Raw genomic sequence first — 15,148 nt, forward strand, 5'->3', positions numbered from 1 at the left:
GCTGCCGCTGGGGCCGGCCCCTGATGGCTAGTCGGCGAGGACGGGTTCCTTCTCCTGAAGGCGAGCCGTCTCGTCATGCCAGTCCGAGGTCATCGGCCGCAGCGTGGCCTCTACTGCACGTGCGTGGTGGCCGCAGAAGAGCAGCTCACCGCCGGAGGACTCGAGTACAACGCGGACATATGCCTGGGCCCCGCAACGGTCGCACCGGTCGAGTGCATTGAGTGTGCGGTCTGCAACTGCTGTTGTCATGTTCGGCCTCCTTAGTAGTTCTGTGTATCCATATAACCAGCATTCGAAGCAAAACCATGGCAAGGATGGGTCACGTTCGCTGTCCGCGTATCACATGTGCGTAACACCGGGAAGTGGCGTCCAGCACGATTGGGAGTGGCAGCTCTCGTCCTGGCTCCGGGGCGGCTAGCCTAGGAGAAGTGTTTTTTGCCTCTGTTATACCCCCGAAGGAGCGCCCCGCCCGTGGCACCGAGTTCTGAATACAACGCCCGGCACCTTTCAGTTTTGGAAGGCCTGGAGGCGGTCCGCAAACGTCCGGGCATGTACATCGGCTCCACGGACTCACGCGGCCTCATGCACTGCCTGTGGGAGATCATCGACAACTCCGTGGACGAAGCGCTGGCAGGCTTCGGGCATGACATCCAGATCATCCTGCACGCGGACAATTCGGTGGAAATCCACGACGACGGCCGCGGCATCCCCGTGGACCTGGAACCCAAGACCGGGCTCACCGGCGTCGAAGTCGTCTTTACCAAACTGCATGCCGGCGGAAAGTTCGGTGGCGGCTCCTACACGGCGTCCGGCGGTTTGCACGGCGTTGGCGCGTCCGTAGTGAATGCGCTCTCTGCCCGCCTTGACGTGCAGGTGGACCGCGGCGGCAAGACGTACCAGATGTCGTTCCGCCGGGGCGAGCCGGGACGATTCAAGGACACCGGCTCGAAGCCCAGCCCGACGTCGGTCTTCGAACCGTTCGTCGAGAACTCGGTGCTCGACGTCGTGGGCAAGGCCAAGCGGGGTGTCACCGGTACCCGCATCCGCTACTGGGCAGACCGGCAGATCTTCACCCCGGACGCGAAGTTCTCGCTCGAGGATCTTGCGGCGCGCGCCCGCCAAACGTCATTCCTGGTTCCGGGCCTCAAGCTCACGGTGCGCGACGAGCGCCGGCTCCCCGGTACCCCCGGCGAAAACGGGCCGCACCAGGAGGTCTTCCACCACGACGGCGGCATTTCCGAGTTCGTCGACTTCCTGGCCGCGGATTCGGGCGTCACTGATGTTTGGCGGCTCCACGGTGCGGGCAAGTTCAAGGAAACCGTTCCGGTCCTTGACGAAAACGGGCACAGCAAGATCGCCGAAGTGGAACGCGACTGTGAAGTGGACATCGCGCTGCGCTGGGGGATCGGCTACGAAACCACCATGCGGAGCTTCGTCAACATCATCGCCACGCCCAAGGGCGGCACGCACCAGGCAGGCTTCGAGCAGGCACTGCTGAAGACCTTCCGCAAGGCCGTCGAAACGAACGCACGCAAGCTCAAGGCGGGCAACGACAAGATTGAGAAGGACGACATCCTTGCCGGCCTGACGGCAGTGCTGACGGTCCGCCTGGCAGAGCCGCAATTCGAGGGCCAGACCAAGGAGATCCTGGGCACTTCGGCCGTCAGGGCGATCGTTGCCAAGGTGGTCGAGGAAGAGATCACAGCGCGCCTGAACTCGGCGAACCGCAACGACAAGGCCCAGTCCGCACTGCTGCTTGAGAAGATCGTCAGCGAGATGAAGTCCCGCATCTCTGCCCGCGTCCACAAGGAAACGCAGCGCCGGAAGAATGCGCTGGAGACGTCGTCGATGCCCACCAAGCTGGCAGATTGCCGCACGGACGACGTCGGACGCTCCGAGCTGTTCATCGTGGAAGGTGACTCCGCGCTTGGCACTGCCAAGCTGGCGCGGTCCTCGGACTTCCAAGCGCTGTTGCCGATCCGTGGCAAGATCCTCAACGTGCAGAAGGCCTCGGTGGGGGACATGCTCTCCAACGCGGAGTGTGCAGCCCTCATCCAGGTAGTGGGTGCCGGTTCGGGCAGGAGCTTCGACATCGACGCCGCCCGTTACGGCAAGGTGATCCTGATGACCGATGCGGACGTCGACGGCGCCCACATCCGCACGCTGCTCCTCACCTTGTTCTTCCGGTACATGCGCCCGATGATCGACGAGGGCCGGGTGTACGCTGCGGTACCGCCGTTGCACCGTGTGGAAGTCATCAACGCCGGCCAGAAGGCCAACGAGATGATCTACACGTACTCGGAGGCTGAGCTGCACGTCCTGCTGGCCAGGCTCGCGAAGGAAGGCAAGCGCTACAAGGAACCCATCCAGCGCTACAAGGGCCTGGGTGAGATGGACGCCGAGCAGCTCGCCGAGACCACCATGGATCCGCGCCACCGCACCCTCCGCAAGGTGGGGATTGAGAACGCCAAGATGGCGGAGGACACCTTTGACCTGCTGATGGGATCGGACGTCGCCCCGCGCAAGGACTTCATTATTGCCGGCGCCGCGGACCTGGACCGGGAACGCATCGACGCCTGATCCAGTGTTCCTGCGTCAGCGGGCCAATCCAGCCAAGCACGCCCAGCAGCCCTGTTCAGCCCAGCAAACCCGGTACGATCAGCAGGCCTGTCGGCACCGCGAGCAACATGGCCGACGCCGCGAGCACCAATGCGCGCTGAGCTGCCGGAAGCGGCGGCTTGGGTGAGAGCAGGCGGCTGACGCGCGACGCCGTCGTACGCGGTGAGTCGGCACCGCCGGTGCCGCTCAAGGAGCTGCTTTCGGGGGAAGCGTCCGGATCGCTTGTTCGGGGAAGCGCGAATTGCTCCGCGGGGCGGGGGGAGCCGCTGGCCACGATCGCGATCGCCTTGATGAGCGTTCCCTTGCTCTCGGTGCGCAGGGCCGCATCGTCGGCGAGCATTTCGATCAGGGAGTTGACTGCGACCTGGGCGAGTCGCGTGGTGGGGAACCAGGGCAGTGCCTGGCGCCATGCCGCGAAGGCCCACAAGAGAAGGTCGTGGCGTTGCGAGAGATGCGCATTTTCGTGGATGAGGACGGCCCTCAGCTCGGCAGGCTCCAGGGCGGCCATCAGGCCGTCGGACAGGACGGTCACTGACCGTGCGCCGCCGGGTAAGCAGTAGGCCACGGGGGAATCGTGGTTGATGACCACGGTTCCAGGGCCGTCTGCGGACGGGGAGGCCAGAAGCGCGAGGAGTTCGCGGTGCCTCCGCCGCTGCCGTTCGATCTTGACGTAGGTAAGCAGCAGGGTGAACACGAGATGGGCGCTCAGCAGCGCCGCGGCGGACAAGGCGAACAAGTGCCAGAAGCCCAGTGCCGTGGTGGGCTCGTTGTGAAGCACCATGCCGGCCAAGGAACGCAGGCCTGCAATGAGGTTGTCGCCGATGGGCTCAAGCCCGTAGACCAGCATGGCCCCGATCATGGAGAGGCCACCGGCGAGTGCGATGGCTTGCCAGAGGACCATGGCCATGAAGGGCGCGCGTGCCGGCCATTCGGCGCGCGACAAAAGGACGGGAACCGGCCATGCCAGCACCAAAGCGAGGACCGCCAGGAAATATGAGGTCCAGAACATGGGTGCTTAGTTTTTGCCGAGCAGCTTGCGCAGCGTGGCGGCTTCACTCTCGCTCACGGAACCAATGAACCGGGCCAGTACCGCTTCGCGGTCCGGGGCGGAACCCAAGGCCTCATGCATGAGGTCCGCAGTGTGGTCGGCGCGGCTCGAAACGGCCTGGTAGCGGTGCGGGCGGGTGCCGCGTTCGCGCTCCACGAGGCCCTTCTTCTCAAGGCGGGACAAGACCGTCAGCACGGTGGTGACTGCGAGGTCCTTGCCTTGGTGTCCTGCAATGCCATCCGTGGCGGCAGAATCCTGCGCCAGCAGATCACGAAGCTTGTTGGCTGTTGCAGCCTCCTGGCCTGCCCAGAGGAGATCCATGACCGCCCGTTCCAGTTCGCCAAGACTTGCCATCAATGCATCCCTACTTTCCGCGCTTCCCCGCCCCGTTTCCTAGGCTGAAGGCAGCGCGATGATCCAACATTCCACCCTCAATCTACCGCTTTTCGGGTCGCGATTCTACGTGAGGTAGAACATGCGGCGCGCCGTGTCCTTGCGGCACTGTTACGCCACTGGAAGAGTGGTGAGGAGATCGCAGGGGTTTGTTCTACACTGTGTAGAAGAAGTCAGTTCTACGCAACGTAGAAAAAGGGCGCCGCAAGCGGGCGTCGGGACAATGCCGGATAAAAAGGACAGCCATGGACGCCTTGGAAATCGCACGCTGGCAATTTGGAATCACCACGGTCTACCACTTCATGATGGTGCCGCTGACCATCGGGCTGGGGCTTGTTGTCGCCGTCATCCAGACCCTCTGGTACCGCACGGGCAAAGTTGAATACCTGCGGATGACCAAGTTCTGGGGCAAGCTCTTCCTCATCAACTTCATCATGGGGGTGGCCACGGGCATCGTGCAGGAATTCCAGTTCGGCATGGCGTGGAGCGAATACAGCCGATTCGTCGGCGACGTGTTCGGTGCGCCCCTGGCCCTGGAAGCGCTTCTGGCGTTCTTTGTGGAATCGACCTTCCTGGGGCTATGGATCTTCGGCTGGAAGCAACTCAGGCGTGGCGTCCACCTTGCGTGCCTCTGGATTGCCGTGATCGGCTCGGTCTTCTCGGCCTACTTCATCATCGTGGCCAACTCGTGGATGCAGCACCCCGTCGGTGTCACGATGGTCAACGGGCGCCCCGTCATGACCGACGCCTGGGCAGTGTTCACCAACAACACCGCCATGGTGGCCGTGCCCCACACGCTCTTCGGTGCGCTGGCCGTCGCCGGTGCGTTCCTTCTGGGCATCGCCTGGTACCACCTCTGGCGCCGCCGCCACGACGGCATTGACACCGTCGGAGCGGACGGCCGGGCCATCGCGGGCGAAGCCGACATTCCCGGACGGGACAAGGCCGACTACAAGGTGTGGATCAACTCCCTGCGGATCGGCGCCGTCGTCGCCATGATCTCCTTCGCCGGCACCGCCATCACGGGCGATTTTCAGGGCAAGCTGATGTTCGAACAACAGCCCATGAAGATGGCCGCGGCCGAGGCCGCCTGCCACGACGGCACCGGCTTCTCCGTGCTGAGCATCGGCAACCTCGGGTCCAAGAACTGCAACGACATCGTAGCCGTGATCGAGGTTCCCGGCATCCTTTCCTTCCTGGCCAAGGGCGATTTCAACACGGAAGTGAAGGGCGTCAACAGCCTCCTCGACGAGTACAAGGCCAAGTACGGCACCCACCTGCCGAACAATCCCCTGTACGGCGATCGGGCAGGCCAGGAAATCCAGTACGTACCCGTCATGGAAGTGACCTACTGGGGCTTCCGCATGATGATCGGCTTCGGCGGGGTCGCCGCTCTCGCCGCACTGCTTGCCCTCTGGGTCACACGCAAGGGCATGGTCCCGCAATCCCGCTGGATCATGCGCCTGGCGGTGTTCGGCATCCTGGCTCCCTTCGGGGCAAACGCCGCCGGCTGGATCTTCACCGAAATGGGCCGGCAGCCGTTCGTCGTAGCGCCCAATCCTGACGCCAGCGGAGTCGACCAGGTGTTCATGTTCACGGCCGCGGCCGTCTCACCCGGCGTCTCCGCCGTTGAGCTCATCACCTCGCTCGTCGTGTTGGCCTCCATCTATGCGGTCCTGCTGGTAGTGGAAGTCCGGCTCCTGGTCAAATACGCCCGGGGTGGCGTGGTGTCCGCGATGCCGGAGCTCGCCGAAGCCCGCTACGGCGGGAAGAAAGAAAAGAAGGACGACGACGGCGGGACCCCTGGCGCTCCGGGCCAACCCGGCGACAGCGACGACGTCCTGGCATTCGCCTACTAGGAAGCAGAGGAATCTTTCGAATGGAACTGTTGCCTACCGTCTGGTTCGTGGCCATCGCCGTGCTGTGGACGGGATACCTCTTCCTGGAGGGCTTCGACCTCGGTGTCGGAATGCTCATGAAGCTCTTCGCCCGGAACAACACCGACCGCCGGGTGCTGTTGAACACGATCGGACCGGTGTGGGACGGGAACGAAGTGTGGCTGCTGACCGCGGCCGGTGCCACCTTCGCGGCCTTCCCGCTGTGGTACGCCTCGCTGTTTTCGGCGCTCTACTTGCCGCTCCTGATTGTCCTGGTGGCCCTGATCTTCCGGGCTGTGGCTTTCGAGTACCGCGGCAAAGTGGACAGCCCGCGCTGGCGGACCGTCTGGGACTGGGCGATAGCCTTGGGCTCGTTCATTGCCGCGTTCGGCATCGGCGCCGCGCTGGCGTTGACCACCACCGGGCTGCCGATCGACTCGAACGGCGACCGCCAGGGCGGCCCCTTTGCCTGGTTCAGCGGATACGCCGTGCTGGGCGGATTCGCCGTCGTCGCGTTCGCCCTGGTACATGCCCTGGCGTTCCTGGCCCTGAAGACCGACGGCGAAGTGCGCCACCGCGCGCGCCGCTGGTTTGTGTGGCTCGCACCGCTCGCGTTGCTGCCGCTGCTGGCATGGATGGTGGCCGTCCAGCTCCTCAGTGGCAAGCCGTTGACGTGGATCCTGGTGATCCTCGGAGTCCTCGCAGCTGCAGGGGCCTGGGTACTCGCCCGCAAGGGGGCCGAGGGCAAGGCCTTCGGAGCCCTTGGTGCGTTCCTGGTGTGTGCCACTGCGTCCATTTTCGGTGCCGCGTTCCCCGTGGTCATCCCTTCCACACTGAACCCCGCCTTCAACCTCACCATTTCCAACGCCTCGTCCTCCGCCTACACCCTGGGGCTGATGAGCATCGTGGCCGCCGTCGGCTTGCCCCTCGTCATCGCGTACCAGGCCTGGACCTACTGGGTGTTCCGCCGCCGCGTGAGCGCGGCACATATTCCCGCCGCACATGGCTTCCTGCCGGCCATCGGGGCCAAGGTCCTGGTCGGCCATGCGGCGCCGGGCGGACCAGCTGCGAAACGCGCACCCCGCGACGCCGGCGAGTAACGGATGAAGCCCCAGCTGCCCGCCGGACCTGCCACCCGATCCGCCTTGTACTTCCTTGGCCTGTTGTCCTCACTCAAGGCCTTGTCCCTGGTCCTGATTGCGCAGGCCATCGCGGGAATGCTGTCCGGACTTGCAGCGGGCGGCATGGGGTGGCGCGAAGGACTCCTCTGGGGTGCCGCCGGCGCGGTCCTGCGGTCGCTGACGGTCTGGGGACAAGGAGTCGCGGCGCGCCGGGCGGCCCTTGGGGTCAAGGAAGAGCTGAGGTCCAGGCTGCTGGAGCGCGCCCTCGGCGCCGGGGCTGCGGGACGGGTCGGCGAAGTGAACGACGGCGGGCTCGCCGTGCTCGCGACCCGCGGACTTGATGCACTGGACAACTACTACACCCAGTTCCTGCCCGCCTTGGTCAATTGTGCGGCGTTGCCCCTGCTCCTCGGCGCGCGGATCCTCTTCGCGGATTGGGTCAGCGCCGTGGTTGTGGTGCTGACCTTGCCGCTGGTCCCGCTGTTCATGGTGCTGATCGGCCGCCACACGGAGGACCGGGTCCACGAAGCCCAATCCACGCTGCGGAGGCTCTCGGGACACATCCTGGAGTTGGCCAAGGGACTTCCCGTGCTGGTGGGACTGGGCCGCGCGGGCGAACAGCGCGCAGCCCTCGAGGATCTCTCCGAGGAATACCGCTCGCGCACCATGGGAACACTGCGGACTGCCTTCTTGTCCGCCCTCGCCCTGGAGCTGATAGCCACCATTTCCGTCGCGGTCGTGGCCGTCTTCATCGGCGTGCGACTGGTGGCGGGCGACATGGGACTGGAAGCAGGCCTGCTGGCCCTCATCCTCGCCCCCGATTGCTATCTTCCCCTGCGCGAGCTGGGCACAGCACACCACGCCAGCGACGACGGGCGCGAGGCCTTGGCCGCAGCCAACGCCGTGCTGGAGTCGCCGGCGGGCCGTCTGCTGAGCGATGTTTCCGGCACCGAACAGTCCGCCGCCGTCGTGGTCACCGGACTGACGGTGAGGTATCCGGGAAGGGTGGCCGCCGCCGTCGGGCCCATCGACTTCAAGGCACCGGCGGGACAGATCACCGCCCTTGACGGCCGGAGCGGTTCGGGCAAGAGCACCATCCTGGGCGCCCTCGCCGGAACGATCGGCGACGGTCCGCTGGCAACCATCGAAGGTTCCGTTAACGGACTGGGCGCCGGCACCGTGGCTTGGGTGCCGCAGCATCCCGTCATGGTGGCCGGAACGGTGCTGGACGAGGTCGTCCTTTACCTGAACGGCGGCAACCAGGACGTCGCGTCGATGGACACCGGGTCCACTCCGGACGCGGACATTGCGAGGGCCATGCGTTGCCTGGAGCAGTCTGCCGCGGAGCACCTCGCGTTCAAACATCCTTCCGAATTGAGCCCCGGCGAGGTGCGGCGGGTGGCCGTGGCCCGTGGTTTGGCGCGGCTCAACGCGGGAGCCACCGTCCTGCTGCTCGACGAACCCACCGCGCACCTCGATGTCGCATCCGCGGACGCGATCCGTTCGGCCATCACGGGGCTGCGAGGGGCCGCGACTGTCATCCTGGTGGCCCACGACACCGCGACCCGGACTCTGGCGGACAACGTCGTTAAAGTCGACGGCGGGACAGTCGACAGCGGGACAGCGCAGGAGCAAACCGGGCCCGTGGGCCGGGAATCCGCCGCCGCCGCATCCGCACCAGCTCCGGTCCAAGGGGACACGAATCCCGGAACCACACCGACGGGGGGAATTGAACCCCCCACCACCATCTCCGTGCTCAAGGCCCTGGCGCGTATCCTGGCGCCCGTCCGTTACAAGTTCGCCGGTGCCGTGCTGATCGCGGCGCTCGCCGCCTTGTTTGCCGTGGCGTTGTCCGGGCTGTCCGGCTGGCTCATCATCCGGGCCAGCGAACAACCGCCCATCCTGTACTTGCTCGGTGCCATCGTGGGCGTTCGATTCTTCGGCATTGGCAGAGCGGTGCTGCGGTACTCCGAGCGGCTCGTCGTCCACGACACCGTGTTCGCCGCGATGACAAGGCTCCGGGGGGCGCTCTGGGCGGCGCTCAGCGCGCGGGCGCTGTCACTCCGCCGGCTCCTGCAGGGCGGCAATGTCCTCGGCGCGGTGGTGGACGACGTCGATACCCTGCGGGACGTGCTGCCGCGCGTCGTCCTGCCGCCCCTCTCTGCCCTTGCCGTCGCAGTGTCGGCCGTGGTTGCCTCGGCCCTGCTGGTTCCCGCCACAGTGCCGGCAGTTGTGGCTAGCGCCGTGGTTGGCCTTGTCCTGGCTCCTCTTCTTGCCCTGGTGGCGGATCGCAACGCGGCCCGCTCAGAGCAGCAATTGCGCTCACTCGTGCTGCGCGACGTTGCCGCAGCCCTCGACGCCCGCGCGGAGCTCAGCGCAAACGGCGTGGCCGGAACGGTTCTGTCCTCCTTGACCCGGAGGGACAACGCGGCCACTGCGGCCGCACAGCGTTCCGCGTGGGCTGACGGCATAGGCCAGGGGTTGACCGTGCTGGCCTGCACCCTGGGAGCGCTGGCTGCCGGCATTCTCGCGGCACCGTCGGTGCAATCCGGCACTGTCGCGCCGGCCGTGCTCGCCGTCGTCGTCCTGGTTCAGCTGGCGCTCGCGGAACCCTATGGGGCGGTAGTGTCTGCCGTGCGGCAGGGTCCGGCTTTGGCCGCGGTGCTGCGGCGGATCGCCCAGTCAGGAGCCTTTGATGCCTCAGAAGCCGACGGCGGTGTGCTGAGTCTGCCGAAGCGGCCCGACGGCTCTGCGGGACTGCAGCTGGACGGACTCGTGGCTTCATGGCCCGGCGGCGCGCCCGTGTTCAGCGGGCTCAGCGCCGAAGCGGCCCCCGGACGCTGGCTTGCGGTCACAGGCCCCTCCGGCTCGGGGAAATCCACGTTGCTCTCCGTGCTGCTTGGCTTCCTGCCGGCATCCTCCGGGAGGGCCTACGTCAGCGGAAATGCTGCTTGGTGTCCCCAGGAGGCCCACCTCTTCGACTCCACTATCCGCGGCAATCTGCTGCTCGCCCGCCCGGCCAGCCGGAAGCCTTCCGAAGCGGACATGTACCAGGCCTTGGGCGCCGTCGGGCTTTCAGGATTGGTATCCGGGCTTCCCGGTGGCCTTGACAGCCGCATAGGCCCCTCGGGTTCGTTCCTGAGCGGCGGCGAACGCCAACGGCTCGCCATGGCCCGCACGCTCCTCACCGGCGCAGCTGTCCTCCTCCTGGACGAGCCGACGGCCCATCTCGACGCCGAGGCCGGACGCCTCATGATGGCGGAGCTGCGTGCCGGGCTGAAGGACGTCACGGTGGTCCTGGTGACGCACAATCCGGCCGACATCGCCGGGGGAGACTCCAAGTTGGATCTCGGCACGCCGTCGGCGCTCCCGGTGCTCGTGCCCGGAAACTAGCCGAGGAGCCGTCCGAAGGTGGCGTGCACCGAATCGACGATGTTGTCCATGAGTCTCCGCGCATCCTCTTCCCGGATGAGCGGCGTCGACTGACCTGCCCATAGGGACATCAGGCCCGGGATTCCCTGTGCCGCCGCGGCGGGCCGGAACTTGCCCGTCAGCCAGTTCTGGATCGGGAACGGGGCATGCGTGGCAGGATCGGCAAGCTCGGCGATGATCCGGTTGGGGATGCCGCGTGCCAAGCGGCCGCTGAGGGCGCGGGTCAGGACAGTGTGGGCGGCGTCGGGTCCGCGCATCGCGGCGAGGTGCGCGGGACTGATGGCTGACTGGCGCGTGGCCAGGAAGGCTGAACCGATCTGGACCGCGTCCGCGCCAAGCACCAAGGCGGCAGCGACCCCGCGTCCGTCAGCGATACCGCCTGCGGCGATGACGGGAACCGGGACGGCATCCACCACCTGGGGTACCAGGGCCATGGTCCCGACGAGCGAGTCCTCCGGGGCCCGCAGGAAGGAAACCCGGTGTCCGCCGGCCTCCATGCCCGTGGCCACGATGGCGTCCACGCCGCTGGCATCCAAGGCCACCGCTTCGTCAACAGTGGTTGCAGTACCAACCACCACAATGCCGTTCCGGTGGGCCTCCTCGATGACAGCCTCGGACGGAACCCCGAAGACGAAACTCAGTACGGCCGGGCGGGCATCGATGGCCGCTTGAATCTGTTCCTGCAGATCCGGCAGGTAGGTGTCCGGTTGCGTGGGTGGTTCCACGCCCACCAGCTCGAAATACGGCCGGAGGATGTCCACGTAGGCGGCGAACTGCCCGGGGTCCACGGTTGGCGGCTCTTCGCCCTCGATGGGGAGCCAAAGATTCAGTGCGAAAGCTTTCCCGGTGGCCTCCCTGAGTTCGCGGGCCGTGGTGGCAATCCGCTCCGCATCGTATCCGTAGAGGCCGTAGGAACCCAGCCCGCCGGCCTCGCTGACTGTGGCTGCCAGCTCCACCGAGGACAGACCACCGAAAGGACCGAGGACGATGGGAAGGTCAATGTTGAAGAGGCGGGTTGCCCGTGTGTCTTTCCACGACATCGCAGCGCCTAGCCGTCCACGTCGTGCAGGTGATGGACGACGTCGTGCAGGAAGTACTGGGCAAACGTCAGCACGGTGAACGTGGAGCCGTTGCTGCGGACCCCCGTGCGGGGCCACTCATCTTCGTGGACTACGGCGAAGGAGTTGGCAATTTGAGTGCCCTCTGCGGCCAGCTGCGCAGCCACCTCTGCGGGGTCCGCATTGGCGTAGTCGCCGTCGATCGCGGCCTTGTCCTGGTCCCAATTGGCGAAGTGGGCGTCGTCCTCCCGCAGCATCAGGTTCAAACGCTGGTCGAAGAGGCTGAAGACATCCCGGACGTGGCAGGCATACTCCAACGGCGACCACGTGTGCTCGTCCGGACGGGTGGACGCGTCTTCCCGGCGCAAAACGGCCCGCCAACGCGGCAGCATGTTCAGGACTGTCCCCGGGACGGTAGACGGGGTCACAGTGGCGGCGTCGAAGCCGCATTCGGGACAGGGTGTGGACAGGACCCAGGTCCAGTCCTTGTCATCGGGAATGATCGGCATGGCAGTAGTCTAGGGCCCGCATTCCTGATCCGGTCACGCTGCCCGGCGAGAGGTCCATCCCGGCCCCGATCAGCCCGATCAGGAGTAAGGTTATGAGCTGGGGAAGCCTGGAAAGTGAAATTGCCATGCTTAAGGATCTAAACGTCGCCGGCGTGCTCCCTGCCAGCGATCTCGCCCGCGCCCGCGACTTCTACCGCGACAAGCTCGGTCTCGAACCGGACAACCCGGAGGCCGCTGACAACCTGATGTACAAGTGCGCCAACGGCACCGCCTTCCTTCTCTACGAGACTCCCAACGCGGGGACGGCCAAGAATACCCAGTTGGGATTCCAGAGCACCGACTTGGACCAGGACATGGCCGATCTCAGGGCGCGCGGAGTCGTTTTCGAAGAGTACGACTTCCCGGGCCTGAAAACCGAGAACGGCGTTGCCACCTTCCCTACCGGTGATCGCGGAGCCTGGTTCCTCGATTCGGAAGGAAACATCCTCAGTATCGCCACGATGTAGTCAGGATATTCGGGGCTCAGCCTTCGACAACGGTTTCCGGCGTGCTTCCTTCATCCCACGCCATGCTCGCACCAATGGCATCCACTGGCTGGGAGAGGGGAACGCCGGAGCCGTCACGGCGGCCGTGCTCCTGTGGCAGGGCGCGGGCAACGCCGGCGCTGGATGACGCCTTCGCCGGACCGTGACCGGCCCACCCGAGCAGCAGCGTGTCTTCACCCTTGAGGAAACGGTGGGCCCGGACACCTCCCGTCGCCCGGCCCTTGGCCGGGTATTCCTCGAACGGGGTGATCTTCGCCGTGCCCGGAGCAGTCCCCGGCAGCGCGCCGTTGCTACCCGCGATCGTCACGACGACGGCGGCAGGGTCGTTGGCGCGCACCGTGCCGAAGTGGATGACGTCGTCGCCGTCCGCAAGCTTGATGCCCGCCATGCCGCCCGCGGTACGGCCCTGCGGCCGGACTGCAGAGGCGCTGAAACGCAGGAGCTGCGCAAGCCGGGTGACGAAGACGAGATCGACGTCGTCGTCGGGGGCGGGCTCCACGCCCACCACAGTGTCCTTGTCCTTGAGGGCAATGATTTCCCAGTCTTCCCGGTTCAGCGGGTAGTCCGGCTGGACGCGCTTGACCACGCCCTGGACCGTTCCGATGGCCAACACGGCATCCAGCGGCACGAACGCCACGAGTGTTTCGCCCTTGAGCAGGGTGATGAAGTCCTTTGCCGCGACGCCCCCGGCAAGATTGGGCAGGCCGGACATGGGCGGCAACGCAGGCATGTCCATGACTTGTACCCGGAGCATGCGGCCCTGCGAGGTTACTGCGCCGATTTCGCCGCGCGCGGTTGTCTTGACCACGGAGCGGTAGACATCATGCTTGCTCCGCGGGCCGGATTCGGCCAGCGGCTCCTGGTTGGAGGTCCGTGCGATCTGGCCGGAGGCGCTGAGGAGAGCCCAGCAAGGGTCATCGGGGATCTCAAGCGGGAGTGCTGCGGCCTTGCCCTTGCCTGCCGGGACGGCTGCTGCAAGCGCCGCGGCGACGGTGGGGGAGACAGCCTCGGACTCGAGGAGAACCGTGCGTCGGGGGGTGCCGTACTTCTCGGCCACTTCGGCCAATTCTCCGGACACCAGCCCGCGCAGGAGGACGTCGGACGCCAGGATCGCTTCGAGTTCGGCGATCTCCCGGCGCAGTTCTTCCTGCTCTTTCTCGAGTTCGATGCGCGAGTACTTGGTCAGTTGGCGCAGGCGGAGTTCCAGGATGTAGTTGGCCTGGATCTCGGAAAGGTCGTAGATGGACATCAGCCGTTCGCGGGCCGCCGATGCCTCGTCCGAGGAGCGGATGATCTGGATGACCTCGTCGATGTCCACGATCGCGATCAACAGGCCCTCCACCAGGTGGAGGCGGTCCTTCTTTTTTCCCAAGCGGAAGGCCGTGCGGCGGCGTACGACGGACAGGCGGTGGCCGACGTACACCTGCAGGAGCTGGAGCAAGCCCAAAGTCTGCGGCTGCCCGTCCACCAGGGTCACATTGTTGATGCCGAAGGAGTCTTCCATCGGCGTGAACCGGTAGAGCTGCTGCAGCACGGCGTTGGGGTTGAAGCCGTTCTTGATCTCGATCACGAGCCGCAGTCCGTGCTTGCGGTCAGTAAGGTCCATGACATCGCTGATGCCCGTCAGCTTTTTGGCGTTGACGGCATCCTTGATCTTCTCGATGACCTTCTCCGGACCCACCATGTAGGGGAGTTCGGTGACCACAAGGCCGGTACGGCGCGCGGTCAGCTGCTCGATCTCCACCTTGGCGCGGGTCTTGAACGAACCGCGTCCCGTAGCGTACGCATCTCGGATTCCGTCCAGACCGACGATCCTGCCGCCTGTGGGCAAGTCCGGGCCGGGCACGAACCGCATGACGTCTTCCAGCGTGGCGTCCGGATTGGCGATGAGGTGCCGGGCGGCCGCGATGACTTCCACGAGGTTGTGGGGAGCCATGTTGGTGGCCATGCCGACGGCAATGCCCGTGGTGCCGTTGACCAGCAAATTGGGGAAGGCCGCGGGCAGGACATCCGGCTGGGTGAGCTGGTTGTCGTAGTTGGGGACGAAATCCACCACGTCTTCGTCGAGGTGCTCGGTCATCGTCATCGCTGCCGCGGCGAGCCGGGCTTCCGTGTAACGCGGTGCTGCCGGGCCGTCGTCGAGCGAACCGAAGTTGCCGTGCCCGTCAATCAGGGGCAAGCGCAGCGAGAAGTCCTGTGCCATGCGCACCATAGCGTCATAGATGGCTGTATCACCGTGGGGGTGCAGCTTTCCCATGACTTCGCCCACCACGCGGGCGCTCTTCACGTGCCCGCGGTCCGGGCGCAAGCCCATGTCGCTCATCATGTACAAGATGCGCCGTTGGACGGGTTTGAGGCCGTCGCGCGCATCGGGGAGTGCGCGGGAATAGATCACCGAATATGCGTACTCCAGGAAGGAGCCTTCCATTTCGGAAGTGACGTCGATATCGATGATGTTCTCGGTGAAGTCCCCGTCGACGGCGGCCGAGGCCGCGTTTGCGCGGGAGGGACTTTGGCTTCGTGCCATGGAGTCGGTGGATCCTTAA

At 65.7% G+C, this 15,148-nt stretch carries 11 protein-coding genes; 5 read left to right on the top strand and 6 right to left on the bottom strand.

Going from position 1 to position 15,148, the window contains the following annotated elements; all coding sequences use genetic code 11:
• Positions 1–27: 27 nt before the first annotated feature.
• Entirely contained in the window at positions 28–249 is a 222-nt protein-coding gene (locus QRN59_RS05180; protein ID WP_059389114.1) for a DUF7455 domain-containing protein, read from the bottom strand.
• A gap of 222 nt (positions 250–471) precedes the next feature.
• On the opposite strand from QRN59_RS05180, the gene QRN59_RS05185 reads away from it, so the two are divergent.
• Positions 472–2,580 (top strand): DNA gyrase/topoisomerase IV subunit B, encoded by a 2,109-nt coding sequence (locus QRN59_RS05185; protein ID WP_284981448.1) that lies wholly within the window; start codon positions 472–474, stop codon positions 2,578–2,580.
• A gap of 55 nt (positions 2,581–2,635) precedes the next feature.
• Here QRN59_RS05185 and QRN59_RS05190 read toward each other — a convergent pair whose 3' ends face one another.
• Both QRN59_RS05190 and QRN59_RS05195 read right to left on the bottom strand, forming a co-directional pair.
• On the bottom strand, positions 2,636–3,628 hold the full coding sequence (locus QRN59_RS05190; protein ID WP_284981449.1) for a M56 family metallopeptidase: 993 nt from the start codon (positions 3,626–3,628) through the stop codon (positions 2,636–2,638).
• Between the two features lie 6 nt (positions 3,629–3,634).
• Complete coding sequence (locus QRN59_RS05195) at positions 3,635–4,021, bottom strand: BlaI/MecI/CopY family transcriptional regulator (protein WP_078105520.1); 387 nt, start codon at positions 4,019–4,021, stop codon at positions 3,635–3,637.
• A 284-nt stretch (positions 4,022–4,305) separates the two neighbouring features.
• Between QRN59_RS05195 and QRN59_RS05200 the strand changes: the two genes are divergently transcribed.
• From QRN59_RS05200 to cydD, 3 genes are read left to right on the top strand one after another with little or no spacing between them, the layout of a single operon-like run.
• Positions 4,306–5,919, top strand: coding sequence for a cytochrome ubiquinol oxidase subunit I (locus tag QRN59_RS05200; RefSeq protein WP_284981450.1), 1,614 nt, complete (start codon positions 4,306–4,308; stop codon positions 5,917–5,919).
• Positions 5,920–5,939: 20 nt separating this feature from the next.
• Positions 5,940–7,037 (top strand): cytochrome d ubiquinol oxidase subunit II, encoded by a 1,098-nt coding sequence (gene cydB / locus QRN59_RS05205; protein ID WP_284981451.1) that lies wholly within the window; start codon positions 5,940–5,942, stop codon positions 7,035–7,037.
• A gap of 3 nt (positions 7,038–7,040) precedes the next feature.
• Complete coding sequence (gene cydD / locus QRN59_RS05210) at positions 7,041–10,451, top strand: thiol reductant ABC exporter subunit CydD (protein WP_284981452.1); 3,411 nt, start codon at positions 7,041–7,043, stop codon at positions 10,449–10,451.
• On the opposite strand, the gene QRN59_RS05215 is transcribed toward cydD, so the two are convergent.
• Positions 10,448–11,530 (bottom strand): NAD(P)H-dependent flavin oxidoreductase, encoded by a 1,083-nt coding sequence (locus tag QRN59_RS05215; protein ID WP_284981455.1) that lies wholly within the window; start codon positions 11,528–11,530, stop codon positions 10,448–10,450. The two genes, cydD and QRN59_RS05215, sit on opposite strands and share 4 nt — an antisense overlap.
• Positions 11,531–11,538: 8 nt before the next feature.
• Positions 11,539–12,057, bottom strand: a complete 519-nt coding sequence (locus QRN59_RS05220) for a DinB family protein (protein WP_284981456.1) — start codon at positions 12,055–12,057, stop codon at positions 11,539–11,541.
• Between the two features lie 125 nt (positions 12,058–12,182).
• Here QRN59_RS05220 and QRN59_RS05225 point away from each other — a divergent pair, with 125 nt between their 5' ends.
• Entirely contained in the window at positions 12,183–12,563 is a 381-nt protein-coding gene (locus tag QRN59_RS05225) for a VOC family protein (protein WP_284981597.1), read from the top strand.
• A gap of 16 nt (positions 12,564–12,579) precedes the next feature.
• Here QRN59_RS05225 and QRN59_RS05230 read toward each other — a convergent pair whose 3' ends face one another.
• Positions 12,580–15,129, bottom strand: coding sequence for a DNA gyrase/topoisomerase IV subunit A (locus QRN59_RS05230; RefSeq protein WP_284981457.1), 2,550 nt, complete (start codon positions 15,127–15,129; stop codon positions 12,580–12,582).
• Positions 15,130–15,148: the final 19 nt, after the last annotated feature.

The sequence above is a fragment of the Arthrobacter sp. efr-133-TYG-118 genome (assembly GCF_030209755.1).
Lineage (GTDB): Bacteria > Actinomycetota > Actinomycetes > Actinomycetales > Micrococcaceae > Arthrobacter.